Source organism: Azospirillum sp. Sh1, from assembly GCF_008365135.1.
Classification (GTDB): Bacteria; Pseudomonadota; Alphaproteobacteria; order Azospirillales; family Azospirillaceae; genus Azospirillum; species Azospirillum oryzae.
Genome location: NZ_VTTK01000033.1, coordinates 39,914 through 62,523, shown reverse-complemented (window position 1 = coordinate 62,523; position 22,610 = coordinate 39,914). Strand labels below are relative to the sequence as shown.

The following is a 22,610-nucleotide window of genomic DNA, read 5'->3' as shown; positions in this document are numbered from 1 at the left end:
CCGGAGGGATATGACCATGGAAAGCCAGGGATTTGTGGAGTTCGCCGGCGTCCAGAAAAGCTATGACGGGCGCACTCTGGTGATCGAAGGCCTGGACCTGTCGATCCCGAAGGGGGAGTTCCTGACGATGCTGGGGCCGTCCGGTTCCGGCAAGACCACCAGCCTGATGATGCTGGCGGGGTTCGAGGCGCCGTCGCGCGGCGAGATCCGCGTGGCCGGCAGGCCGATCCAGAATGTGCCCCCGCACCGCCGCAACATCGGGATGGTGTTCCAGAACTACGCGCTGTTCCCCCACATGACCATCGCCGAGAATCTGGCCTATCCGCTGAAGGTGCGGCGGATGGGCCGGGCGGAGACGGAGCGGCGGGTGGCCCGCGCGCTCGACATGGTGCAGATGGGGGCGCTGGCGCAGCGTCGGCCCTCCCAGCTTTCCGGCGGGCAGCAGCAACGGGTGGCGCTGGCGCGGGCGCTGGTGTTCGAGCCGGATCTGGTGCTGATGGACGAACCGCTGGGGGCGCTGGACAAGAACCTGCGGGAGCACTTGCAGTTCGAGATCAAGCATCTGCATCAACGTCTCGGCGTCACCATGGTCTATGTCACCCACGACCAGGCGGAGGCGCTGACCATGTCCGACCGCATCGCCGTCTTCAATCGCGGCCGGGTGGAGCAGCTGGCGACGCCGGAGGAACTGTACGAGGAGCCGGCCACCATCTTCGTCGCCGGTTTCATCGGCGAGAACAACCGGCTGTCCGGCGTGCTGGCCCACCGTCAAGGCGACAGCGGGACCGTCCGGTTGGAGGACGGTTCGGTGGTGCGGACCCGTGTTGCCGCGGGGCTGGAGGCCGGGGCTTCGGTCACCGTGTCGCTGCGGCCCGAGCGGGTCCGGCTGGTGCCGGCCGGTGAGGCCGGCGGAGAGCAGGGCCTGTTCGGCATTGTCTGCGAACTGATCTATCTCGGCGACCACATCCGCGTGCATCTGGCGGACGGCCCGGCCGCCGGGTTGGTTGCGAAGATTCCCAACAACGCCGACCATCAGCATGTGCGTCCGGGCGGCCGGTATCGGGTGGAATGGGGACCGGCCGACGCCATCGCGCTGCCGGTCGGTCACTGACCGGACCGAGGTCTGGCCGACTGTCGAAGCGGCTTCCGACCGAGTTGAATCGGATGCGCGCGGGGAATTCCCAAGGGAGGGCAAATCGGCGACTCCGGGCAAGTGACGGAACAGCCCGGAGCCGACCATGGCAGCGCCCTGTTCGCCGGACCTGAGAGATCGGGTGATCGCGACGGTGTCGAGCGGCACATCGGTCCCCGCTGCGGCGGCGCCCTGGGCCGTGGCGCTCCCTGGAACCCGTCGAGTTCGGCGCCCTGGAACGGGTGGACCGGTCCAATCGTCGGCGGTTGCTCGAACCCATCGGCAACATTCCTTCCGCCCGACCCGAATCGCGCTGCGGGCCGACACAGCTCGACATATAAAAAGCCCCGGCGGGACGGGTCCGGCCGGGGCGAAAAGGCAGTTGAGACGACGACGACTGCGGAAAGAAATGCGGCTACGGCACGGCGGTCACGACGCGTGGCGCAGGGGGGCGGAACCGGGGGAGTTCAGCCGCTTCTGCACCGTCGTCGCGGGGAAGGGCAGCACGGACGAGCGGCCATCGGACACCCGCAGGGCATCCGCAGGTTCCCGCCCATTCAGCAGCCACTGATAGGCTGCGGCGATGGCGACCCGATCACGGCCGTCGGTGGACAGCACGCGCAGGCCGTTTGCCGTTTCCCCGGTCGTGCCGCTGCGGCGAACCGCATCGCACAGCGCATGGCCGAGCCGGAGATCCGACACCAGAACCGCGCTGGACCCGGACTGGACGATCACCGAGGCGAGGGCTCCCAGGTGGGAGGACGGCAGGGGGGAATAGCCGACCTCCCGCAGATCCAGGAACAAGCCACGCCTGGTGCTGCCGCCGGGCAGCGCATTGCGCAACGTCCCGAGCCAGACTGAAGGAGGAACGTCACGAAGGCCGCTGCAGGCGACGGCGTGGAGACCCCAGTCGGTGGCTGCGACGGTGATGTCCTTCATGCTTTTCCCCTTCGGTGAAGCCCGGGTTCCTCATGCAGGTCGGCTCCCTTGAGTCCGCCGGCTGGGGGGCCGGATGACCGCGGTGGAGCGTCCCTGTCGAAAGAGTATAGGGGAAAATCCTAACAATCAGTAACGGAAACTAGTTTCGGGATTGAAATCCGCATTCCGGTTTCAGCATCCGATGGGCCGTCCCTCCGCCGCACATTGCAGAAGCAAAGCGGACGGTCGCCATTGCGGGCCGCCGATGTCGCGGTGGAAACGCTGGACCGCCTCGGCGATCCTGCCCACCCCCTCCTGATCGGCCCAGAACAGCAGGCCGCCGCGCCAGGACGGGAAGCCGTAGCCGTGCAGCCAGATGGCGTCGATGTCCACCGGACGGGCGGCGATGCCTTCCTCCAGGATCTTGGCCGCCTCGTTCACCATCGCATAGAGGCAGCGTTCGCGGACCTCCTCGTCGCTGACGGCGCGGGGGGTGATGCCGCGGCGCCGGCGATCCTCCTCGATCACCGCCGCCACCTCCGGATCGGGGATCGGGGTGCGGCTGCCGGGTTCGTAGCGGTAGACGCCGGCCGAGGTCTTCTGGCCGTAACGGCCGCGTTCCGCCAGCGTGTCGAGCCAGTTGGGCGCCTGCGCCTCCGGATCGCCGGCCTTGCGCCGCTCCTCGCGGATGCGCCAGCCGACATCGATCCCGGCAAGGTCGGTCATCGAAAAATGGCCGAGCGGGAAGCCGAACTCCGTCAGCACGCGGTCGACCTGTTCGGGGCTGGCCCCTTCCTCGACCAGCGCCATCGATTCCCGGCCGCGCTGGTGCAGGATGCGGTTGCCGACGAAGCCATAGCAGACGCCGACAGCCACGCCGACCTTGCCGATCCTGCGCGCCAGCCCCATCACCGTCGCCAGGACGCTGTCGGAGGTCTTGGCCCCGCGCACCACCTCCAGCAGGCGCATGACGTTGGCCGGGCTGAAGAAATGCATGCCCAGCACGTCCTGCGGCCGGCCGGTCGCCGCGGCGATGGCGTCGACATCCAGCGTCGAGGTGTTGGTGGCGAGGATCGCGCCCGGCCTGCAGGTCCGGTCCAGCGTCCGGAAGATCGCCTGCTTGACCTCCATGCTTTCGAACGCCGCCTCCACCACCAGATCGGCGTCGGCGAGGTCGGCGTAGGACAGGGTCGGGCGGATCAGCGCCATGCGCTCCTCCACCTGCGCCGCGGTCAGCCGGCCCTTGCGGGCGGTGGCCTCGTAGTTGCGGCGGATGGCGGCGACGCCACGGTCGAGCCCCTCCTGCGCTGTGTCGACCAGCACCGCCGGAATGCCGGCATTGGCGAAGCACATGGCGATGCCGCCGCCCATGGTGCCGGCGCCGATCACCCCGACCTTGCGGATGTCGCGTGTCGGCGTGTCGGCCGGCAGGCCGGGGACCTTCGCCACCTCGCGCTCCGCGAAGAAGGCATGGATCAGGCCGGCGCGCTGCGGCGAGGCCATGCAGGCCAGGAACAGCTCCCGCTCGCGCGCCGTGCCCTCGGCGAAGGGCAGGGTGACGGCGGCCTCCACCGCGTCGACGATGCGGTGCGGGGAGAACAGGTGCGGTTGGCGCTTGGCGAGTTCGGCCCGCTTCGCCGCGAACAGGGCGGGGTCGGTGTCGGCGATGCGGCCGGTGCGGGCGCTGACCGGCTGCGGGACATTCCCTTCGGCCAGCAGCCGTTCGGCGGCGCGCAGGCCGGCGTCCAGCGGCGAGGGGCCGTCCTCAACCGCATCGACGAGGCCGAGCGCCAGCGCCTCCTCCGCGCCGACCGGGTCGCCGGACAGGATCATGTCCAGCGCCTTGGCGGCACCGACCAGCCGCGGCAGACGCTGCGTGCCGCCGGCGCCCGGCAACAGGCCCAGCTTCACCTCCGGCAGGCCGAGCTTGGCCGATTTCAGCGCGACGCGCATATGGCAGGCCAGCGCCACCTCCAGCCCGCCGCCCAGCGCCGTGCCGTGGATGGCGGCGATCACCGGCTTGGTCGCGGCGTCGAGGCGCGCCACCACCTCCGGCAGGGTCGGCGGGGCGGAAGGCTTGCCGAATTCCCGGATGTCGGCGCCGGCCATGAAGGTGCGGCCGGCGCAGACGATCAGCAGCGCGTCCGCCCCATCGTCGGCCAGCCCGGCGTCGAGTGCGGCGACCAATCCGCTGCGCACGCCATGGCCGACGGCGTTGACCGGCGGATAATCGACGGTGATGACGCCGATGCGCCCCCAAACTCCTCCATCTGGGCGCGCATACTGGACAGGATTGGACGGAACCGCTTCAGTCTGGGCCGGCGACGGCATCGGCACTCTCCGGAAAGCCATGGGTCCGGGCCGATCCGATCGTAAACGATGTCGGAGATGATGGCCCGCGGATCGTCAGTCTAACAGACGATCCGGCCGAATCAAGTTTTCGGAATATCGTTCCATTATACGAAATTTGCGTTCGGCGGTGCGGCATCGGGAACCGATGGGCTCGGGCGAAGGTTGGCACTCGGGTCGACGGCTACCGCTGGAGTTGGGGTCATGGATTTGACGGGGAAGGTCGCGCTGGTCACCGGTGCGGGATCGGGCATCGGCAAGGCATCCGCGGTGCGCTTCGCCCAGGCCGGCGCCAGTGTCGGCGTGCTGAGCCACACCGCCGACGAGATCACGAAGGCCGCCGAGGAGATCAAGGCGGCCGGTGGCAAGGCGCTGGCCCTGACCGCGGATGTCGGCGACGACAAGGCGATGGGCCAGGCCATCGACCGGCTGGTGGGGGAGTTCGGGCGGCTCGACATCGTTTTCGCCAATGCCGGCATCAACGGCGTCTGGGCGCCCATCGACGAACTGACGCCGGAGGAATGGGACCGCACCATCAATACCAACCTGCGCGGCGCCTACCTGACGCTGCACCATTCGGTTCCACACCTGAAGAAGGCGGGCGGCGGATCGGTGATCGTCACCGCGTCGATCAACGGCACGCGGGTGTTCAGCAACACCGGCGCCACCGCCTATTCCTGCACCAAGGCGGCGCAGCTCGCCATGGTGAAGATGCTGGCGCTGGAACTGGCGCCGAGCCGCATCCGGGTCAACGCCATCTGTCCCGGCATCATCGATACGGAAATTCCCGACAACACCATGAAGCGGAACCTTGAATCGGTGCAGACCCCGATCGAATATCCGCAAGGCAAGGTGCCCCTGACCGGCGGCAAGTCCGGCGACAGCTTCGACGTGGCGGAGCTTGCGCTGTTCCTGGCGTCGGATCGGGCCAAGCACATCACAGGCACGCCGGTCTGGATCGACGGGGCGGAATCCCTGATGGTCGGCTGACGATCCGCAATCACCGAAGGCGAAGAAAACCATGAGCTTGCAAGACAAGGTGCGGAACAACGAGGAACTCGGCCGCTATGAGCTGACGGTGGCGGACTCGACCGCGCTGGTGACCTACGACATGCGCGAGGGCAAGATCGCCCTGACCCACACCGAGGTGCCGGGCGAGATGTCGGGCCAGGGGGTGGGGTCGGCGCTGGCCAAGGGCGCGCTGGACGACATCCGGGCAAAGGGGCTGAAGGTGCTGCCGATCTGCACCTTCATCGAGGCGTTCATCAAGCGCCACCCGGAGTATCAGGACCTCGTCGGCTAGAGTTCATCTGATGCTTATTGAAGCATCAGATGAACTCTAGCCGTTTGATTTTCCGTGCGATTCACGTTTCAGACGAGTCCGTCTGAAACGATCGCACTCTAGGCAGGGTTTCCGGCCTCGTCGAGGAAGATCAGCTCGCCGTCCAGCAGGAACAGGCAGATGCAGTCTTCCTCGCTGGCGCCCTGGGCGTGATGGTCGGTGTCGGCGACATACTGGGCGACATCCCCCAGCGCGTAGCTGCCATATTCGTCGCTGAACGCCCCCTGCAGGACCAGCAGCAACTCGTCGGCGGTGTGACGGTGTGCCGGGACCGGGGCGCCCGAGGCCATGCGGAGCAGGCAGATCGTCGTCCCGGACAGGGTGCGTTCCCAGCCCGACAGCCAGACGCCCTTGGAGATTTCCCGCCAGGACCCGTCGTCGGTCGGCGTGTCGATCGCCTCAGGCAGCCAGCCGCGCAGCGGTTCCGGCACCAGCCTGCCGCCTGCCGGGTCGATGCCGCTCTGGTTGGCGGCGACCGGTTGGGACGGCTTCGCCTCCGCCGGCGCCCGGGCGGCGGTGAGCAGGCCGTCCATCCGGTCGAGCAGGGCGTCCAGCCCGTCATGATCGTTGCAGGGCAGCTCCTCGAACCAGTTGCCGCACAGGGCTTCATAAGAGGCGACGCGCCGGCGGCAATCGGGACAATAGGCGAGGTGGGTCGCCACCAGCAGCGACTTGCCGGCCCGCTCCTGCCCGCTGGCATAGCCGATCAGGAACTGGTCGTCGGGATGGTGGAGCGGCAACGTCACGCCTTGTCCCCCAAGCTGCGTTTCAAATGGCCGAGCGCGAGGCGCAGCCGGGTCTTCACCGTGCCCAAGGGCACGTCGGTGTCTTCGGCGATCTCCTCGTGGGTCTGTTCAAGGAAATACGAACGGCGTAGCACTTCGGATTGGTTTGCCGTCAACGAACCGATCGCGTCCTGCAAATGCCGGCTGCTCTGGACCAGTTGGGCGGACTCCTCCGGCGTGGCGTGGGATTGCGGCGTCATCGCCGGATCCTCCGGGTCGGGAGCCGGGCGCATCTCCCTGCGCAGACGGTCGATGCGCCGGTTGCGGGCGATGGTGAAGACCCAGGTGCCGACGGTGGCCTGGGCGGGATCGAAGCTGTCGGCCTTCAGCCAGACCGTCAGCATCACGTCCTGCACCAACTCCTCCGCCGTGCTGCGGTCGGCGCCGAGCTTCAGGCAATAATGCAGGATCTTCGGGGCGAAATGGCGGAACAGGGCGGCGAAGGCCGTGCGGTCGCGATCCCGCGCCACCGCACCGACCAGCGTTTCCAGCCGGTCGGCATCCAGGCTCTGCGACGGCCGATCCTGGTCCGGATCCCGATCCGGCGGCATAGGCAAGAGAGGCTCCCGCGAAAACGGCATGCAACCACCAGCCAGCATTCCACCGCCGGGCAGCTTACCCCGAACTCCTTAACGGAGCCCTCCGAAAAACGTCAGTCCTCCGACGATGACTTCAGCGGGCCCATGGGATCGAGCGGAGAGACGGTGGGCGTCGTCTGCGGCAGCGGACGGAAGGCGGCCTGTTCCTCGGCCGGCAGCGGCGGACGGACGCGGGATCGCCACAGGCCATAGATTGTGGCGCACAGCGCGCCGCCGCCGATGAAGGCGAACAGGCCGGCCGGCCCCGTCGTGGTCATCAGGGTCGATGCCAACGGCGGCCCGATGATGGCGCCGACCGAGTTGGACAGGATGAGGCCGCCGCTGGCCGACACCATGTCTTCGCGGCGCACATAGTCGTTGGTGTGGGCGGCGCAGATCGGATAGATCGTGAAGGACAGGCCGCCGAACAGCGGCGCCACCAGCATCAGCGCCAGATGCTGGTTCATTCCGGCGGCGGCGATCATGCAGACGCTGATCAGCGACAGCGCGGCCGTCAGGCCGATGATGACACTGCGCCGGTCGAAGCGGTCGGACAGCCGGCCGAGCGGCCATTGCAGCGCCATCCCGCCGAGGATCAGCACCGACATGAACAGCGCCGTGCCCGACACCCCGAAATCGGAGGCGGCGCCGAACACCGGGGCCAGTCCGTAGATCGACCCGGTGATCGCCCCGCTGATGAAGACCCCGGCCACCCCCAGCGGCGAGCTTTGATAGAGCCTGCGGATGCCGAAGGACGAGACGTCCGGCAGCTGCGGCGGGGTGGTCCGCGTCAGTGCCACCGGAACCAGCGCCAGCGTCAGCAGGATCGACACGACCATGAAAAGGCGGATGCCGGACTCGTCATCCAACCGCAGCAGCTGCTGGCCGACGCCCGATGCGCCGTACAGCGTCACCATGTAGGCCGACAAGAGCTGTCCGCGGCTTTCGTTGGTGGCGGTGCCGTTCAGCCAGCTTTCGATGCACATATAGAGTCCCGCCATGCAGAAGCCCTGCGTCAGGCGAAGCACCGCCCACAGGGATGCATCGACGAACAGCGCATGCGACAGCGCCGCGACCGAAACGATCGAGGCGAAAGCGGCGAAGGACCGGATATGGCCGACGCGGGTGATGATCCGGTGCGCATAGAGAGACCCCAGGGTCAGCCCGGCATAATAGGCGGCGGTGATCATCCCGACCGCGGTCGTCCCGGAATCGGTCGCCGCGAGGCGAAGGCCGATCAGGGTCGACAGGGCGCCGTTCCCCAGCATCAGAAAGGCCACGCCCAGCAGAAGCGACGCGACCGAACGCACAACCATGGGCATGCCGTATCTCCGCCGCCGTCAGCGAGTCATGGCCGGTAAGCCGGTCAGGTTCCGTTGATGCATGGCGGGGACTCCGATCCTTTGTTGACGGGCGGCAGCTTGCACTGTCCGGGGACCAACAGCCAAGCCATGGATTCGCTCCGCCGCTGCAGGCCAGCACTTCGGCGGCCCTCCCTTACCATTGGGTCAACCGAACCATTGACAGATCATACCGTACGGTAACATACCTTCCATCAGGTAATGCCCAGCCCACCGATGTTCCTTCAGTTGATGCCAGGGGAGACGCCACGATGTCCGACACAGCTCCACCGGTCCTGGCCCCACCGGTCCTGGCCCCACCGGTCCTGGCCCCACCGGTCCTTGTCGTCCGCGAGGGGGCCGTCACCTGGATCCGGCTGAACCGGCCGGGCGTGCTGAATGCGCTGGACGAGCCGACCGCCGCCGCCTTCCTCAATGCTTGCCGCAGCGTGGCGGATGAGGGCGGGACGGGACCGACGCGGGTTCTGGTGATCGCCGGCAATGGGCGCGGCTTCATGGCCGGCGGCGATGTCGGCCGCTTCAACGACAATCCCGCCGCGGCGCCCGCCGTGGCCGGCGCGATCATCGCCCACCTGCACGAGGCGCTGCGCGTTCTCGACCGGCTGGACGTGCCGGTCCTGGCCTCCGTCCACGGGCCGGTGGCAGGGGCGGGGATGAGCCTCGCCAGCGCCGCCGACCTCTGCATCGCCGCCGACGACGCCAAGTTCACCATGGCCTATGCCCGCATCGGCGCGACGCCGGACGGGTCGGGCAGCTTCCATCTGCCGCGCCTGGTCGGGCTGCGCCGCGCCATGGAACTGGCGATGCTGTCCGACGTGATCGACACGGCGGAGGCCCTGCGGATCGGGCTGGTCAACCGGGTGGTGCCGGCCGCGTCGCTGGCCGAAGAAACCGCGAAGCTGGCCGCGCGGCTCGCCGCCGGGCCGACCGTCGCCTATGCCGGCGTCCGCCACCTGATGCGCCAGTCCTTCGACCGGACGTTGGAACAGCAGCTGGACGCCGAGCGCGACCGCTTCCTCACCACCGCCGCCACCACCGATTTTGCCGAGGGCGTCGGCGCCTTCATCGCCAAGCGCCGGCCGGACTTCACCGGCCGCTGATCCAACACCCTCTGACCGTCATCTCCGCCCGAGAAATGGACCCAACCATGCAGAACGACATCGTCATCGTCGGCACCGCCCGCACCGCCATCGGCGGCTTCGGCGGCAGCCTGAAGGATGTGCCGCTGACCAAACTCGCCACCGTGGCGGTCAAGGCGGCGCTGGAGCGCTCCGGCGCCGCGGCCGACGCCATCGGCCATGTGGTGATGGGCAACGTCATCCCGACCGAGACCAACGACGCCTATCTCAGCCGCGTCGCCGCCATCGACGCCGGCATTCCGATCGGCACCCCGGCCTTCAACGTCAACCGGCTGTGCGGCTCCGGCCTGCAGGCAATCGTTTCGGCGGCGCAGTCCATCGCGCTCGGCGATTGCGATGTTGCCATCGGCGGCGGCGCGGAGTCGATGAGCCGCGGCCCCTATTTCGTGCCGAGCGCCCGCTGGGGCACCCGGCTGGGCGACGGGGCGCTGGTCGATTACATGAACGGCATCCTGCACGACCCGTGGCAGAAGATTCACATGGGTGTGACGGCGGAGAACGTCGCTACCCGTTACGGCATCGACCGCGAGGCGCAGGATGCCCTGGCGTTGGAGAGCCAGCGTCGCGCCGCCCACGCCATCGCCGAGGGCCGCTTCAAGGATCAGATCGTCCCGGTGGAGATCGCGTCCCGCAAGGGCACCATCGTCTTCGACACCGACGAGCATGTGCGCGGCGACGTCACCCCGGAAGGGCTGGCGAAGATGAAGCCGGTCTTCAAGAAGGACGGGTCGGTGACCGCCGGCAACGCCTCCGGCCTGAATGACGGTGCCGCCGCGGTGGTGCTGGCAGATGCCCGCCGTGCCGCGGCGCTTGGGCTGAAGCCGCTTGCCCGCCTCGTCGGCTATGCCCATGCCGGCGTTGAGCCCGACCACATGGGCATCGGCCCGATCCCGGCGACCCGCAAGGTGCTGGAGCGGACCGGCCTGTCTGTCGCCGACCTCGACGTGATCGAATCCAACGAGGCTTTCGCCGCCCAGGCCTGCGCCGTGATCCGCGAGCTGGATTTCGACCCGGCCAAGGTGAACCCCAACGGCTCCGGCATCTCGCTCGGCCACCCGGTGGGGGCGACCGGCGCCATCATCACGGTGAAGGCGATCCACGAACTGCACCGCACCGGCGGGCGCTATGCCCTGGTGACCATGTGCATCGGCGGCGGCCAGGGCATCGCCGCGATTTTCGAGCGGGTTTGAGGTCAACAGAATCCCCCTCCCCCCCCGGGGGGAGGGGGATTCCTCCCGTGGGGAAAGATGCGCACCCCGGTTTTTCATTGAACGATCAATCAAAATAAAAGCGGTCTGCGTCTGCGGCCAATCCCGCACGAGTGCCGTCAAAATGCAGCTTTCGTGAACGCAGCTATCGACCGCGCCCCTCGTCTCGGGGCAATCTACGGCCCGATTGCCTTCACCCTGGTCTGTTGCGTTCCGGAAGCCTTGCCCATGACGATGATCCTGCCCACGCCCACCGGCTCGTCTTCGACGGGCGCTGCTCCGGTGCGTCTGGCGGTCCGCGGCCTGCGCAAGGTCTTCGCCGACGATCCGCGCCCGGCGCTGGAGATGCTGCGCAGCGGGGCGACCAAGGCGGAGGTCCTGCAGCGGCTGAACGTCAATGTCGGCGTGGCCGAGGCCAGCTTCGATATCCGGGCCGGCGAGATCTTCGTCATCATGGGCCTGTCGGGGTCGGGCAAATCCACCATCGTCCGGCTGCTGAACCGCCTGATCGAACCATCGGAGGGGGAAATCCGGCTGGACGGCCGCGACCTCACCGGCCTGTCCTATTCCAAACTTGTCGAGGTGCTGCGGCGGGACATGAGCATGGTGTTCCAGTCCTTCGCCCTGCTGCCCAACCGCACCGCTCTGGAGAACGCCGCCTTCGGGCTGGAGGTCGCCGGGGTGAAGCGGGGCGAGCGGCGCAGGGCGGCGTTGGCGGCGCTGGAACGGGTGGGGCTGGCGGACTATGCCGACCGCTATCCGAACGAACTGTCGGGCGGCATGCAGCAGCGGGTCGGGCTGGCCCGCGCGCTGGCCAAGAACCCGACGATCATGCTGATGGACGAGGCCTTCTCGGCGCTCGACCCGCTGATCCGCAGCGACATGCAGGACGAGCTTCTGCGGCTGCAGCGCGAGGATGCCCGCACCATCGTCTTCATCTCCCACGATGCGGAGGAGGCGATGCGGATCGCCGACCGCATCGCGGTGATGGAGGACGGGCGGATCGCCCAGATCGGCACCCCGGCGGAGATCCTGCGCGCGCCGGCCGACGAGTATGTCCGCGCCTTCTTCCGCGGCGTCGATGCCTCACGCGTGCTGCGCGCCCGCGACATCGCCCGGCCGCCCGACGACGGCTTGCCGCCGCCCGGGCTTGAGCCGGTGGCGGCCGACACGCCCATCCACGCGCTGCTCGGCCGGGTCGCCGCGGCGCCCGGTCCGCTGCCGGTCGTCGAGGCGGACGGCCGGCTCATCGGCGTGATCTCCCGCGCGGTGCTGCTGGAGGCGCTCGACCGTGGCGGGGACGCCGGGCGCGAGGTGCGCCATGGCTGACGCCTCGCTGATCGACGTCGAATGGCTGAGCGAGACCATCGGCGGCGGCATCGCCCGCGGCTCCGAATGGCTGGTGAACACGATCCTCGACCATGGGCAGCCGGCGCTGTCGGTCATCGCCGCGGCGGTGGACGGGCTTGGCGAGACGCTGGACGGCCTGCTGCTGGGGGTGCCGCCCTGGCTGCTGGCGCTGGTGCTGGCGGCCATCGCCCTGTGGCGGGTCGGGCGCGGCTTCGCCCTGTTCACCCTGCTGGCGCTGGGCGGCATCTTCGTGATGGGGCTGTGGGAACCGACGGTCTCCACCCTCGGGCTGGTGCTGGCCTCCACCGCGCTCAGCCTGATCGGCGGGGTGCCGCTGGGCATCTGGATGGCGCGCAGCAAGCTCGCCGACGGGCTGGGCAAGACCCTGCTCGACCTGATGCAGACGATGCCGGCCTTCGTCTATCTGATCCCGGCGGTGCTGTTCTTCGGGCTGGGCCGGGTGCCGGGAATCATCGCCACCGTGGTCTTCGCCATGCCGCCGGCGGTGCGCCTGACCGCGCTCGGCATCCGGCAGGTCCCGGTGGAACTGGTGGAGGCTGGCCGCGCCTTCGGCTGCCGCCAACACCAGCTTCTGTTCAAGGTGCAACTTCCCAACGCCCTGCCGTCGATCATGGCCGGCGTGAACCAGACCATGATGATGGCGCTGTCGATGATCGTCGTCGCCTCGATGATCGGCGCCGGCGGCCTGGGCAACGTGGTGCTGCAGGGCATCCAGCGCCTGGACATCGGGCTTGGCGTGCAGAGCGGGCTGAGCGTGGTGTTCCTGGCCGTCGTGCTCGACCGCATCACCCAGAGTTTCGGCCGGGGCTTTGGCCGTCCGGCTTCCGCCGGATCGGCCAAGCGGCGCTGGTGGCGGCGGTGAGGCCGGAAGAGGTTTTCGAGGCGATTATCGGCCGTCATCCCCGCGAAGGCGGGGATCCAGGAAGCTTCGCGTCCATCCTCCTGGTTCGGATGGATTCCCGCCTTCGCGGGAATGACGGCCGAGAGAAGGACTCGACGAGTTCCGATGGGAAGCGGCGCAAACGTGAAGCGGCTCTCGCCGGGACCAGCGAAAGCTCACAAACTCTGACGTCAGGCGTTCAGTTCGGAATCGAGGTAGCCCAGCGCCACGGCGCGCGCGGCGCTGCCGTCGATGGCGCCGGTCAGGGCGAAGCGCAGCCACAGCCCGTCGATCATCGCGGCAAGGCCGACCGCCACCCGCTCCGCCCGTTCCGGCGGCAGCAGCGGGCGCAGGGCGTGCAGCAGGTTGGAATGCAGCCGGCGGGCGTTGATCCGCTGCAGCCGGCTCAGCGCCGGGTTGTGCGGCGCCTGCGCCCAGAAGCCCAGCCATGCCGCGACCACCCGCGGTTCGAACTGGTCGGGGGCGAAGTTGCAGTCGACGATCGCCTCCAGCCGGGCGCGCGGCGAATCGGCCGCCGCCAGCCGCTGGGTCGCGTCGTCGCGCAGCTGTTGCAGCATGCTGCGCATGGTGGCGGCCAGCAGTTCGTCCTTGCCGCCGAAATAATGGTGGATGATGCCGGGCGACACGCCGGCCCCGCGACTGATCGTCTGCACCGTGGTGTCGGCCAGGCCATGCTTGCCCATCGAGGCGATGGTCGCGTCGATCAACTGGCGGCGGCGGATCGGTTCCATTCCGACTTTGGGCATGGGGCTGGCGGTCTCCTGTCCTTGTCCGCCAAGGCCGTCCGCAACCGGGACCTTGGCTTGCGCCGCAACAAATGCGCCATTTTCACCGCTCCGTCGATGACGAAAACGGCAAATGCCGCGGACTGGAACAACAAGAACGAGGAGTTGAGCACATGAACGGATGGAAGGCTCCGGCCAAATGGATTGCCGGCGTGGGCATCGCGGCGGTGATGGCGCTGGGCGCCGGCGGGGCGCTGGCCGCCGATCCGGCCACCTGCAAGACGGTGCGCTTCGGCGACGTCGGCTGGACCGACATCGCGGCGACGACGGCGCTCGCCTCCGTCACGCTTGACGCGCTGGGCTACAAGCCGACCACCACGATGACGTCGGTTCCGCTGGTCTATACGGGTCTGAAGACCAAGTCGCTGGACGTCTTCCTCGGCAACTGGATGCCGACGATGGAGCCCTTCCTGAAGCCGGTGCTTGAGGATGGTTCGGTCGAGGTGACGCGCGTCAACCTGGAAGGCGCCAAATACACGCTGGCGGTGCCGAAATACGCCGCCGATGCCGGACTGAAGAGCTTCGCCGACATCGCGAAGTTCAAGGACAAGCTGGGCGGCAAGATCTACGGCATCGAGGCCGGCAACGACGGCAACCTCATCATCGATAAGATGCTGAAGGCCGACGCCTTCGGTCTGAAGGACTTCAAGCTGGTGGAATCCAGCGAGGCCGGCATGCTGGCCGAGGTGAAGCGGGCGACCCGCAACAAGGGCTGGGTGGTCTTCCTGGGCTGGGAGCCGCACCCGATGAACAAGAGCTTCGAGCTGACCTATCTGGAAGGCGGCGACGACTGGTTCGGCCCCAACCTGGGCGGTGCCACCGTCGCCACCAACGTCCGCAAGGGTTATGCCGCCGAATGCCCGAACGTGGGCAAGCTGCTGTCCAACCTGTCCTTCACGCTGGACATGGAAAACGCCGTGATGGGCGACATCATGAACGACAACAAGAGGCCGGAAGCCGCCGCCAAGGCCTGGCTGAAGAAGAACCCCGACGTGCTGAAGGGCTGGCTCGGCGGCGTCACCACCATCGACGGCAAGGACGGGCTGGCGGCCGTGCAGGCCAAGCTGGGCGTGGCCGGCAAGTCCTGATCCGACGGCGACCGGAGCAGGGCGGTGTGGGGCAGGGCGGTGTGGGGCAGGGCGGGGCGACCCTATGCCCCGCCCGCTCTACTGCATTTTTTCTTGAAGCAATATCCCTTTGCCCCCGAACATTGCTCTGCTAAGGCCCTTTAGGTCCTGAATGCGGAGCGTTCGTGGCGGCTCGTCGATCACCCATTGCCCGATCCCTGCTCCTGTCCCGGCGGCCCGTCCGGGCAGCCTGCGTGCGTGACGGCACGGTGGGGCGCGGATGAGGATTCGGTCACGCATCGCCATGGTCGGCGGCGTGCCGGTGGCGGTCGCCGCGGTGATCGCGGTCGCCGGCGGGCTGCTGCTCGCCCGCAGCGAGCGGGTCTATGAATCGGCGGTGCTCGCCGGCTCCGTCTATCGCGACGTTCTGGCGGCGACGGCGGCCCGCATCGACTATCTCCAGGTGGCGCCGGCCGACCGTGCCGGCCGCGCCGACCGTTTTGAAAAACTGTCGCAGTCTGCGGCGTCCGAACTGCGGCAGCTGGACGAGGCCGGATCGGCCAGGACCCACCGGTCGGAGGTGGAGCGCGCGACCGGTGTGCTGGCGCGCTATGTCGACCAGATGCGCAGCTTCATCCAGGTGACCGCGGCGAACGATGCCGCCGTGGCCGACATGGGGCTCCATTCCGCCACCCTGATGGCTTTGACCGACCGCGCCCGCGAACGGCAGCATGCCGCCAACGTCGACTCCCTGGGGTCGCTGACGGAAGCCGACAAGCGCCTGCGCGACAGCCGCGAGGTGGTCGACGGCGCCCACGAACTGCGCGAGGCGATGCTGGACCTCCAGCGTGCCGAGGCGCAGCATGTCGCGGCGCTCGGCTTCGGCAGCGGCCTGCATGGCGGCGGGCAGCCCCTGACCGCCGGCGACTTCCGCATCGCCATCGACCGTCTGACGGTGACCGCCGACCGGCTGCAGGCGGTGCTGGGGCGGACGGACCCGCTGGTCGACCGCTATCCGGCGAAGCAGGCCGCCGCCCGCTATGCGGCCACCGTCGCCGGGCTGCAGGGCGCCGTCGCGGATCTGCGCGCGGCCGATGCGGAGCGCGACGTGGCGCTGAGCCGGTTCGAGGCGGCGGCACAGGCTGCGGCGGGGATCGCAGTGGACGGAGCCGATGTCGGACCTGCCGGCAGTCTGGGCGAGCGGATGCTGGGGGAACAGGTCCTCCGCACGCTGCCGGTGGTGCGGGCGCTGGTCCTGACCGGGACGCTCGGCCGTCAGCCCGACGTGACCTACCTGTCCTCTCTCCTGCCGGCGCTGCATCCGGCGCTCGACGGGTTGTATCAGGCGCAGGCCCGCACCGCGGAGGCCCAGCGGGCACTTGAGGCGGCCCAGCGCGCCGGCGCGGAGGCTGCTGCGGCCATCGAGGCGCTGACCGCCCGGATCCTGATGGTGAAGTCCACCGGCTACACCGCGATCCAGGACGAGGTGGTCCAGCTGATCGCCTATGCCATCCAGGCCAACGACACCGAGCAGGAGACACAGAACGTCGCCGTCGTCGCCCTCCGTCTGGGCCGGCGGGCGGCCGACGCCGTGGCCGTGCGCGACGCGGAGGAGGCCGACCGCATCGTCGCCGACGCCGGCGCCCTGCTGGCGACGGTGCGCGAGCTTCCCATGTCGCCGCTACTGCAGGACGAGGTGCTGGCGGCCATCCGCAATTGGCGCGACAGCCTGCGCCGTACGGCGGACGGGCTGCGCCGCCTGAATCAGCTTCTGATCGCCATGGACCGCGACGCCGGTGCCCTGGTCGAGACCGCCCGCCAGCTGGACGAGACCTTCCGGGAAGAGGCCGCGCGCATCGGCGAATTGCTGACCCGCATCCTGGTCATCGGCGCGACCATCGGCCTGCTGCTGGCCGCGGGCGCCGCGGCGGTCGTGGCGCGGTCGATCAGCCGGCCGGTTCTGCGACTGCAGCGGCAGATGACCCGTCTGGCCGAGGATCCGCTGGCCGGTCCGATCGACGGCACCCGCCGCCAGGACGAGTTCGGCGCCATGGCGCGCGCCGCCGCTTTCTTCATCCGCGAGATCGGCCTGCGCGAGCAGGCGGCCCGCCACGCGAAGGACCGCGCCGACCGTGCCCTGGAGGATCTGCGCCGGACCCAGGCCGACCTGATCCAGGCGGAGAAGATGGCGTCGCTGGGCGGGCTGGTCGCCGGGGTGGCGCACGAGATCAACACGCCGCTCGGCAACGCCCTGATGGGGGCGACCCATCTTCAGGACCGGCTGACGGCCATCGGGCGGCTGGCCGGCGAGGGCAACCTGCGCCGCAGCGACTTCGCCGAATTCCATGATACGGCGGACGAGCTGGCCCGGCTGATGGTGCTGAACCTGCGGCAGGCCGGCGAGCTGGTGCAGAGCTTCAAGCAGGTGGCGGCCGACCAGACCAGCGGCGAGGGGCGGCAATTCCTGCTGAAGCCCTATCTGGAGGATCTGGCGACCAGCCTCAGCCCGTCCTGGCGCCGCGCTGGCCACAGCCTGCGGGTGGAGTGTCCCGAAGACATCGAGATCGACGGCTATCCCGGCGTTCTGGCGCAGATCCTGACGAACCTCGTGATGAATTCCATCACCCACGCCTACCGGGAGGGGCAGCAGGGCCATCTGCTGATCCAGGTCGATGCGCCGGAGCCGGATATGGTGGATCTGGTCTACACCGACGATGGCCGGGGGATCGCCCAGCCCGATATCGCGCGGGTGTTCGATCCGTTCTTTACCACAAGACGCGGAAGCGGCAGCACAGGCCTTGGACTTCACATTGTATACAACCTCGTGGTGAACCGTCTGGGTGGCAGGGTTGCCGTCGACAGTCCTCCCGGCAGCGGTGTGCGCTTCACCATTCGCTTTCCACGGCGATTTGCTACTGATAACATATCGATGGCGCCCGCACTATCATCCCCGCAGGAGCAGTGAATGCCTTTGTCGCTGAAGACGTCGATGCGGAGTCTTGCGCAGGGGATTGCTGTTCTGATCGGGCTTGCCGGGCTGCCGGGCCCCGCATTCGCCGACAAGTCGCTGGTCTACTGCACGGAGGGAAATCCGCAGGGTTTCAATGCGCAGGTTTCCACCTCCGGCACGACCGTGAACGCCACGACGCCGCTGTTCAACAATCTGGTCGAATTCGGTCCGGCAGGGCAGATCATGAATTCCGGTCTGGCCGAATCCTACAGGATTTCGGACGACGGGCTGGTCTATGAATTCCATCTGCGCAGGAATGTCGCTTTCCATTCCAACGAGCTGTTCACGCCGAGCCGGCCGCTCAATGCGGATGACGTGCTGTTCACCATCGATCGTCAATGGCGGCCCGACCATCCCTATCACACTGTCGGAACGGCGAATTATGAATATTTCAGGGGCATGGGGCTGCCGACCCTGCTGAAATCGGTGGAGAAGCTGGACGACTACACGGTCCGCATCACCCTGACCCATTCGGAAGCTCCCTTCCTGGCCGATCTGGCCATGCCGTTCCTGTCGATCCAGTCCGCCGAATACGCCGATGTCCTGATGAAGGCCGGCAAACAGGATTTGTTCGACGACAAGCCCATCGGCACCGGGCCGTTCCGGCTGGTGTCCTTCCACAAGGATGTGGCGATCCGTTACAAGGCCTTCGACGGCTATTGGCGGGGTCGCCGGCCGCTGGACAACCTGATCTATTCGATCACGCCGAACATCGCGGTGCGCCTGAACAAGCTGCGATCCGGCGAATGCCATGTGATGATCTTCCCCAACCCGGCCGAATTGGGGGCGATAGAAAAAGATCCCAATCTGGTGATCGAGCAGCAGGACGGCCGGAATGTCGCCTATATGGCGTTCAATACGAGCAAGCCGCCGCTGAACGATGTGCGGGTGAGGCGGGCCGTCACCATGGCGATCGACAAGCGCACCCTGGTCGATGCGGTTTATCAGAATGGCGGATCGCCGGCGAAGAACCCGATTCCGCCCGGCATGTGGTCCTACGACGACGGCATCGAGGATTATCCGTTCGACCCGGCGGCGGCCCGCCGCCTGCTGGCCGAGGCGGGATATCCCGAAGGCTTTTCCCTCGATCTGTGGTACACGCCGGTCACGCGCCCCTACCTGCCGAACGGCAAGCGCGCCGCCGAAATGATTCGCGAGAATCTGGAGCGCGTCGGCATCCGGGTCGCCCTGAAGACGGACAGCTGGAGCAACTATCGCCAGCAGGTGACCCAGGGCGATCCGGACATGGTGATTTATGGCTGGACCGGCGATAACGGCGATCCGGACAATTTTCTTTATTTCCTGCTGAGCTGCGGTGCCGTGCGTCCGGGCGGCGCCAACCTTGCAAGATGGTGCAATCCGGATTTCGAAGACCGGATCACGAAGGCCAAGGTCACAACCGACGTCGAACGCCGCACCGCCGACTACAAGGAGGCGCAGCGCATCTTCCATCGGGAAGCCCCCTGGTTTCCCATCGCGAATTCCATCATTGCCGTCGCCCATCGCAAGGAGGTGAAGAACTACACCAACAACATCTTCAATCAGGATTTCTCCGGCGTAGACATCGAGCCCCAGTGAGCGACAGGCTTATGCAAACCTTGACTGGGCAGGTCCCGACCGTGGACGCGTCTCCCGATGATCTGATGTTCGAGGATGAAGACCCCGGCACGGTGCCGGAACGGCAGTCGGCGGCGGCTGTTCCCTGGCCGATCCTGGTGGTGGACGACGACGAGCAGGTGCACGCGATGACCCGCGTGCTGCTGAAGGATTTCGAGTTCGAAGGCCGGCGCTTCGCCATCGTCAGCGCCTTTTCGGCGGCGGAGGCGCGGGAGATCCTCGCCGAACGGTCGGACCTGCCGGTGGTGCTGCTCGACGTGGTGATGGAGACCCAGGATGCCGGGCTGCATCTGGTCCATCACATCCGGCGCGACCTGGGCAACCGCCACATCCGCATCATCCTGCGCACCGGCCAGCCCGGACAGGCGCCGGAGCGCGAGGCCATCGTCGCCTATGACATCAACGATTATAAGAGCAAGGCGGAGCTGACCGCCCAGAAGCTGTTCACCAGCCTGGTCGGCGCGGTGCGCAGCTGGCGCGATCTCGTCACCATCGAGACGCTGAACCAGTCGCTGGAGCGCCGCGTCGCCGAACGCACGGCGGAACTGGAGCGGCAGACCGCGCTGGCCGACGGGCAGCGCCGCTTCATCGAGAACCTTGTCGAGATGATGCCGAGCCCGGTCTGGTACAAGGACGCCGCCGGCCGGTACGCCCTGTGCAACTGTGCCTTCCGCGAGCTGTTTCCGAATGCCGCCGACGGGATCGAATGGTCCGCCGGCCGCCGGACCGCGTCCGAACCGATGCCGGCCGGCACCGGCGCCTTCTCCTTCGAGTCGAGCGTCGAGGGGCCGGACGGGCGGACGCGCGAACTGCTGGTGGTGAAGCGCCCGCTGACCGCCCCCGACGGTACGGAGACGGGGGTGATCGGCATCGCCACCGACATCACCGAGCGCCGGCGGATGGAGCACGAGTTGCACCGTCTCGCCACCACCGATCCGTTGAGCGGCGCCCACAACCGCCGGCAAATCCTGGAACTGCTGGATCGGATCGTGGACGGGCAGGGTGCCGGCACGGCCTGTCTCGTCATGCTCGACATCGACCATTTCAAGCGCATCAACGACGGGCTGGGCCATGCCGCCGGCGACGTCGCCATCCGCAGGGTGGTCGAGGAAATCCGCCGGCAATTGCGCGGCAGCGACCAGATCGGCCGCATCGGCGGGGAGGAGTTCGCCATCCTGCTGCCCGAGACCTCGCGCACCGGCGGCGCGGCGATCGCGGAGCGGCTGCGCAGCGGCCTTGCCGCGCTGGCGATCGAGCTTCCCGACGGCCGCTGTTTCCAGCTGACCGGAAGCTTCGGCCTGACCGAGGTGCGTCCGCTGGAGGATACGGTCGAAAGCGTGCTGGGCCGGGCCGATCAGGCGCTTTACCGGGCCAAGGCGCTTGGACGGAACCGGGTGGAGGCGGCCTGAGCGCCGGCACCCCCCTTGCGACATTTTGGACGATGACGGCTTGACCGCCGCCGCGGCAACGGGTATGCAGATCCCATGAACACCACCGATACCATGCGAATGCGAATTACCGGCCCGGCGCTCTGAAGCGTCGGAGAGTTGCCGCGTTCGTGTTCACTGGTCGTGTGGAGTGTGTGGCGTGTCGCTGCACCCTGTGGTCCCCGGAGCCCTCAATCCGGTTCATGAGAAGTCCCATCGTCTGACCGCTGCTGCGGCGTCGAACAACGGCGTCCGTTTCGGCGAGCGAATGTGTGGCTCGGCGCGAATTATTCACCCGGTCCGCTGAGGCGGTCCGGGGTACGCCCGTCCTACCCAAAAATTCGTTCGCCGAGGAATTTCGCGATGTTCACCGCGCATGCCGATGCCGCGCGCACCCTTTCTGTCTGCACGCCCGTCCATACGTCCGATCTTGAGGATCGTCCTCTTGAAGATCGTCTGCCGGCATGGCTGCCGCTGTCGGCGGTGACCGACGCCGCCCGGCGACTGTCCGGCCAGATCGTCCGTACGCCGCTGTTGCATGCCCCGACGCTCGACCGCGATCTGTGGCTGAAGGCGGAGGTGTTCCAGGCCACCGGCGCCTTCAAGGAGCGCGGCGCGCTGAACCGCCTGCTGCGGCTGACGGCGCCGGAGCGGGCCGGTGGCGTGGTGGCGATGTCGGCCGGCAACCATGCGCAGGGGGTGGCGCTGCACGCTGCCCGGCTGGGGGTGAAGGCCACCATCGTGATGCCGGAGACGGCCCCCCGCTGCAAGGTGGAGCGCACCGCGGAGCTGGGGGCGGAGGTGGTGCTGCACGGCGCCACGGTGGGCGAAGCGAAGGGCAAGGCGCTGGAGTTGGCGGCGGAGCGGCGTCTGACCTTCCTGCATCCCTATGACGATCCCGACGTGATCGCCGGTCAGGGGACGGTCGGGCTGGAGATCCTGGCCGACCGGCCGGACGTCGACACGGTGGTGGTGCCGGTCGGCGGCGGCGGGCTGCTGGCCGGTGTGGCCGCCGCGGTCAAGGCCCGGTGCCCGCGGGTGCGGGTGATCGGCGTGCGCCTTGCCCGCCGTGGCGGCCCGACGCTGGCCGACGGCATCAACGTCCATGCGCTGGGCAAGCTGCCCCAGGCCATCGTCGACACCCTTGTCGACCGGGTGGTCGAGGTGGAGGAGGCGGAGATCGCCGCGGCGATGCGCGCCCTGCACCGGTCCTTCGGCGTGGTGGCGGAAGGGGCCGGCGCCGCCGGAGTGGCCGCGGTGCTGGGCGGCCGGCTTGGGCGAACCGGGCGGACGGTGGCGGTGCTGTCCGGGCGGAATGTGGACGGCGACACGCTGGCGCGGACGTTGGCGGCGTGATTCCCGACTTGCGATTGCTGCGACCTCTTGCCCCCTCCCCAACCCTCCCCCGCTTTGCGGGAGAGGGAGCACGCGTCGAATCGGCGGCAGTCCCCTCTCCCGCGTTAGCGGGGGAGGGTTGGGGAGGGGGCAAAGCGGCTGGCACCAAAGGACCGCATCCCCGCCGCTCTCCCCCGCAAATCGCATAGCTCCCCCCTTTGCCGAAGCGAAGTCTGGATAGGTCAGCAGAAATGACCTATATTGGCGTTCGCGTGTAAACACACA

General features: G+C 68.1%; 18 protein-coding genes. 12 read left to right on the top strand and 6 right to left on the bottom strand.

Annotated elements, in window-relative coordinates; all coding sequences use genetic code 11:
- The first annotated feature begins 10 nt into the window (after positions 1-10).
- The gene (locus FZ029_RS25565; RefSeq protein WP_188052055.1) at positions 11-1,111 is read left to right on the top strand and encodes an ABC transporter ATP-binding protein; all 1,101 of its coding nucleotides are present in this window, start codon (positions 11-13) and stop codon (positions 1,109-1,111) included.
- 450 nt (positions 1,112-1,561) lie between these two features.
- Here FZ029_RS25565 and FZ029_RS25560 read toward each other — a convergent pair whose 3' ends face one another.
- Positions 1,562-2,071 carry a hypothetical protein gene (locus FZ029_RS25560; RefSeq protein WP_188052054.1) on the bottom strand — a complete coding sequence of 170 codons (510 nt, stop codon included), beginning with the start codon at positions 2,069-2,071 and terminating at the stop codon, positions 1,562-1,564.
- A gap of 171 nt (positions 2,072-2,242) precedes the next feature.
- Positions 2,243-4,381 (bottom strand): 3-hydroxyacyl-CoA dehydrogenase NAD-binding domain-containing protein, encoded by a 2,139-nt coding sequence (locus tag FZ029_RS25555; protein WP_211104210.1) that lies wholly within the window; start codon positions 4,379-4,381, stop codon positions 2,243-2,245.
- 222 nt (positions 4,382-4,603) lie between these two features.
- On the opposite strand from FZ029_RS25555, the gene FZ029_RS25550 reads away from it, so the two are divergent.
- Together FZ029_RS25550 and FZ029_RS25545 are read left to right on the top strand one after the other, a co-directional pair.
- Positions 4,604-5,389 (top strand): SDR family NAD(P)-dependent oxidoreductase, encoded by a 786-nt coding sequence (locus FZ029_RS25550; protein ID WP_149272502.1) that lies wholly within the window; start codon positions 4,604-4,606, stop codon positions 5,387-5,389.
- A gap of 31 nt (positions 5,390-5,420) precedes the next feature.
- Complete coding sequence (locus FZ029_RS25545) at positions 5,421-5,702, top strand: GNAT family N-acetyltransferase (protein WP_149272501.1); 282 nt, start codon at positions 5,421-5,423, stop codon at positions 5,700-5,702.
- Between the two features lie 98 nt (positions 5,703-5,800).
- Here FZ029_RS25545 and FZ029_RS25540 read toward each other — a convergent pair whose 3' ends face one another.
- The 3 genes from FZ029_RS25540 to FZ029_RS25530 form a co-directional block, all read right to left on the bottom strand.
- The gene (locus FZ029_RS25540; protein ID WP_149201526.1) at positions 5,801-6,487 is read right to left on the bottom strand and encodes a cupin domain-containing protein; all 687 of its coding nucleotides are present in this window, start codon (positions 6,485-6,487) and stop codon (positions 5,801-5,803) included.
- Positions 6,484-7,077 (bottom strand): sigma-70 family RNA polymerase sigma factor, encoded by a 594-nt coding sequence (locus FZ029_RS25535; protein WP_247892500.1) that lies wholly within the window; start codon positions 7,075-7,077, stop codon positions 6,484-6,486. The genes FZ029_RS25540 and FZ029_RS25535 overlap by 4 nt, the downstream gene beginning before the upstream one ends.
- Positions 7,078-7,178: 101 nt before the next feature.
- Positions 7,179-8,426: an MFS transporter gene (locus tag FZ029_RS25530; RefSeq protein WP_149272499.1), complete on the bottom strand. Its 1,248-nt coding sequence runs from the start codon at positions 8,424-8,426 to the stop codon at positions 7,179-7,181.
- A 290-nt stretch (positions 8,427-8,716) separates the two neighbouring features.
- On the opposite strand from FZ029_RS25530, the gene FZ029_RS25525 reads away from it, so the two are divergent.
- The 4 genes from FZ029_RS25525 to FZ029_RS25510 all read left to right on the top strand — a co-directional run bounded on the left by FZ029_RS25525 (position 8,717) and on the right by FZ029_RS25510 (position 13,045).
- Positions 8,717-9,565: an enoyl-CoA hydratase-related protein gene (locus FZ029_RS25525; RefSeq protein ID WP_149272498.1), complete on the top strand. Its 849-nt coding sequence runs from the start codon at positions 8,717-8,719 to the stop codon at positions 9,563-9,565.
- Positions 9,566-9,612: 47 nt separating this feature from the next.
- Positions 9,613-10,794, top strand: a complete 1,182-nt coding sequence (locus FZ029_RS25520; RefSeq protein ID WP_149272497.1) for an acetyl-CoA C-acyltransferase family protein — start codon at positions 9,613-9,615, stop codon at positions 10,792-10,794.
- Between the two features lie 246 nt (positions 10,795-11,040).
- Positions 11,041-12,141 (top strand): glycine betaine/L-proline ABC transporter ATP-binding protein, encoded by a 1,101-nt coding sequence (locus FZ029_RS25515; protein WP_247892499.1) that lies wholly within the window; start codon positions 11,041-11,043, stop codon positions 12,139-12,141.
- Positions 12,134-13,045 carry a proline/glycine betaine ABC transporter permease gene (locus tag FZ029_RS25510; RefSeq protein WP_149272496.1) on the top strand — a complete coding sequence of 304 codons (912 nt, stop codon included), beginning with the start codon at positions 12,134-12,136 and terminating at the stop codon, positions 13,043-13,045. The genes FZ029_RS25515 and FZ029_RS25510 overlap by 8 nt, the downstream gene beginning before the upstream one ends.
- A gap of 209 nt (positions 13,046-13,254) precedes the next feature.
- On the opposite strand, the gene betI is transcribed toward FZ029_RS25510, so the two are convergent.
- On the bottom strand, positions 13,255-13,830 hold the full coding sequence (gene betI / locus FZ029_RS25505) for a transcriptional regulator BetI (RefSeq protein ID WP_149201531.1): 576 nt from the start codon (positions 13,828-13,830) through the stop codon (positions 13,255-13,257).
- A gap of 152 nt (positions 13,831-13,982) precedes the next feature.
- Between betI and FZ029_RS25500 the strand changes: the two genes are divergently transcribed.
- The 5 genes from FZ029_RS25500 (at position 13,983) to FZ029_RS25480 (ending at position 22,346) form a co-directional block, all read left to right on the top strand.
- Positions 13,983-14,957 carry a choline ABC transporter substrate-binding protein gene (locus FZ029_RS25500; protein WP_149272495.1) on the top strand — a complete coding sequence of 325 codons (975 nt, stop codon included), beginning with the start codon at positions 13,983-13,985 and terminating at the stop codon, positions 14,955-14,957.
- A 259-nt stretch (positions 14,958-15,216) separates the two neighbouring features.
- Complete coding sequence (locus FZ029_RS25495; RefSeq protein WP_247892498.1) at positions 15,217-17,901, top strand: HAMP domain-containing sensor histidine kinase; 2,685 nt, start codon at positions 15,217-15,219, stop codon at positions 17,899-17,901.
- Complete coding sequence (locus FZ029_RS25490; protein WP_149272494.1) at positions 17,902-19,524, top strand: ABC transporter substrate-binding protein; 1,623 nt, start codon at positions 17,902-17,904, stop codon at positions 19,522-19,524.
- Positions 19,525-19,535: 11 nt separating this feature from the next.
- A complete protein-coding gene (locus tag FZ029_RS25485; RefSeq protein WP_149272493.1) occupies positions 19,536-20,972 on the top strand; it encodes a diguanylate cyclase in 1,437 nt (478 codons plus the stop codon).
- Between the two features lie 381 nt (positions 20,973-21,353).
- The gene (locus FZ029_RS25480) at positions 21,354-22,346 is read left to right on the top strand and encodes a pyridoxal-phosphate dependent enzyme (RefSeq protein WP_149272492.1); all 993 of its coding nucleotides are present in this window, start codon (positions 21,354-21,356) and stop codon (positions 22,344-22,346) included.
- Positions 22,347-22,610: the final 264 nt, after the last annotated feature.

What these genes read in the sequence shown, in the direction of transcription:
- FZ029_RS25565 (WP_188052055.1), top strand. Translation starts at nt 11, where the DNA reads ATGACCATGGAAAGCCAGGGATTTGTGGAGTTCGCCGGCGTCCAGAAA.
- FZ029_RS25560 (WP_188052054.1), bottom strand. Translation starts at nt 2,071, where the DNA reads ATGAAGGACATCACCGTCGCAGCCACCGACTGGGGTCTCCACGCCGTC.
- FZ029_RS25555 (WP_211104210.1), bottom strand. Translation starts at nt 4,381, where the DNA reads ATGCCGTCGCCGGCCCAGACTGAAGCGGTTCCGTCCAATCCTGTCCAG.
- FZ029_RS25550 (WP_149272502.1), top strand. Translation starts at nt 4,604, where the DNA reads ATGGATTTGACGGGGAAGGTCGCGCTGGTCACCGGTGCGGGATCGGGC.
- FZ029_RS25545 (WP_149272501.1), top strand. Translation starts at nt 5,421, where the DNA reads ATGAGCTTGCAAGACAAGGTGCGGAACAACGAGGAACTCGGCCGCTAT.
- FZ029_RS25535 (WP_247892500.1), bottom strand. Translation starts at nt 7,077, where the DNA reads ATGCCGCCGGATCGGGATCCGGACCAGGATCGGCCGTCGCAGAGCCTG.
- FZ029_RS25530 (WP_149272499.1), bottom strand. Translation starts at nt 8,426, where the DNA reads ATGCCCATGGTTGTGCGTTCGGTCGCGTCGCTTCTGCTGGGCGTGGCC.
- FZ029_RS25525 (WP_149272498.1), top strand. Translation starts at nt 8,717, where the DNA reads ATGTCCGACACAGCTCCACCGGTCCTGGCCCCACCGGTCCTGGCCCCA.
- FZ029_RS25520 (WP_149272497.1), top strand. Translation starts at nt 9,613, where the DNA reads ATGCAGAACGACATCGTCATCGTCGGCACCGCCCGCACCGCCATCGGC.
- FZ029_RS25515 (WP_247892499.1), top strand. Translation starts at nt 11,041, where the DNA reads ATGACGATGATCCTGCCCACGCCCACCGGCTCGTCTTCGACGGGCGCT.
- FZ029_RS25510 (WP_149272496.1), top strand. Translation starts at nt 12,134, where the DNA reads ATGGCTGACGCCTCGCTGATCGACGTCGAATGGCTGAGCGAGACCATC.
- betI (WP_149201531.1), bottom strand. Translation starts at nt 13,830, where the DNA reads ATGCCCAAAGTCGGAATGGAACCGATCCGCCGCCGCCAGTTGATCGAC.
- FZ029_RS25500 (WP_149272495.1), top strand. Translation starts at nt 13,983, where the DNA reads ATGAACGGATGGAAGGCTCCGGCCAAATGGATTGCCGGCGTGGGCATC.
- FZ029_RS25495 (WP_247892498.1), top strand. Translation starts at nt 15,217, where the DNA reads ATGAGGATTCGGTCACGCATCGCCATGGTCGGCGGCGTGCCGGTGGCG.
- FZ029_RS25490 (WP_149272494.1), top strand. Translation starts at nt 17,902, where the DNA reads ATGCCTTTGTCGCTGAAGACGTCGATGCGGAGTCTTGCGCAGGGGATT.
- FZ029_RS25485 (WP_149272493.1), top strand. Translation starts at nt 19,536, where the DNA reads ATGCAAACCTTGACTGGGCAGGTCCCGACCGTGGACGCGTCTCCCGAT.
- FZ029_RS25480 (WP_149272492.1), top strand. Translation starts at nt 21,354, where the DNA reads ATGTTCACCGCGCATGCCGATGCCGCGCGCACCCTTTCTGTCTGCACG.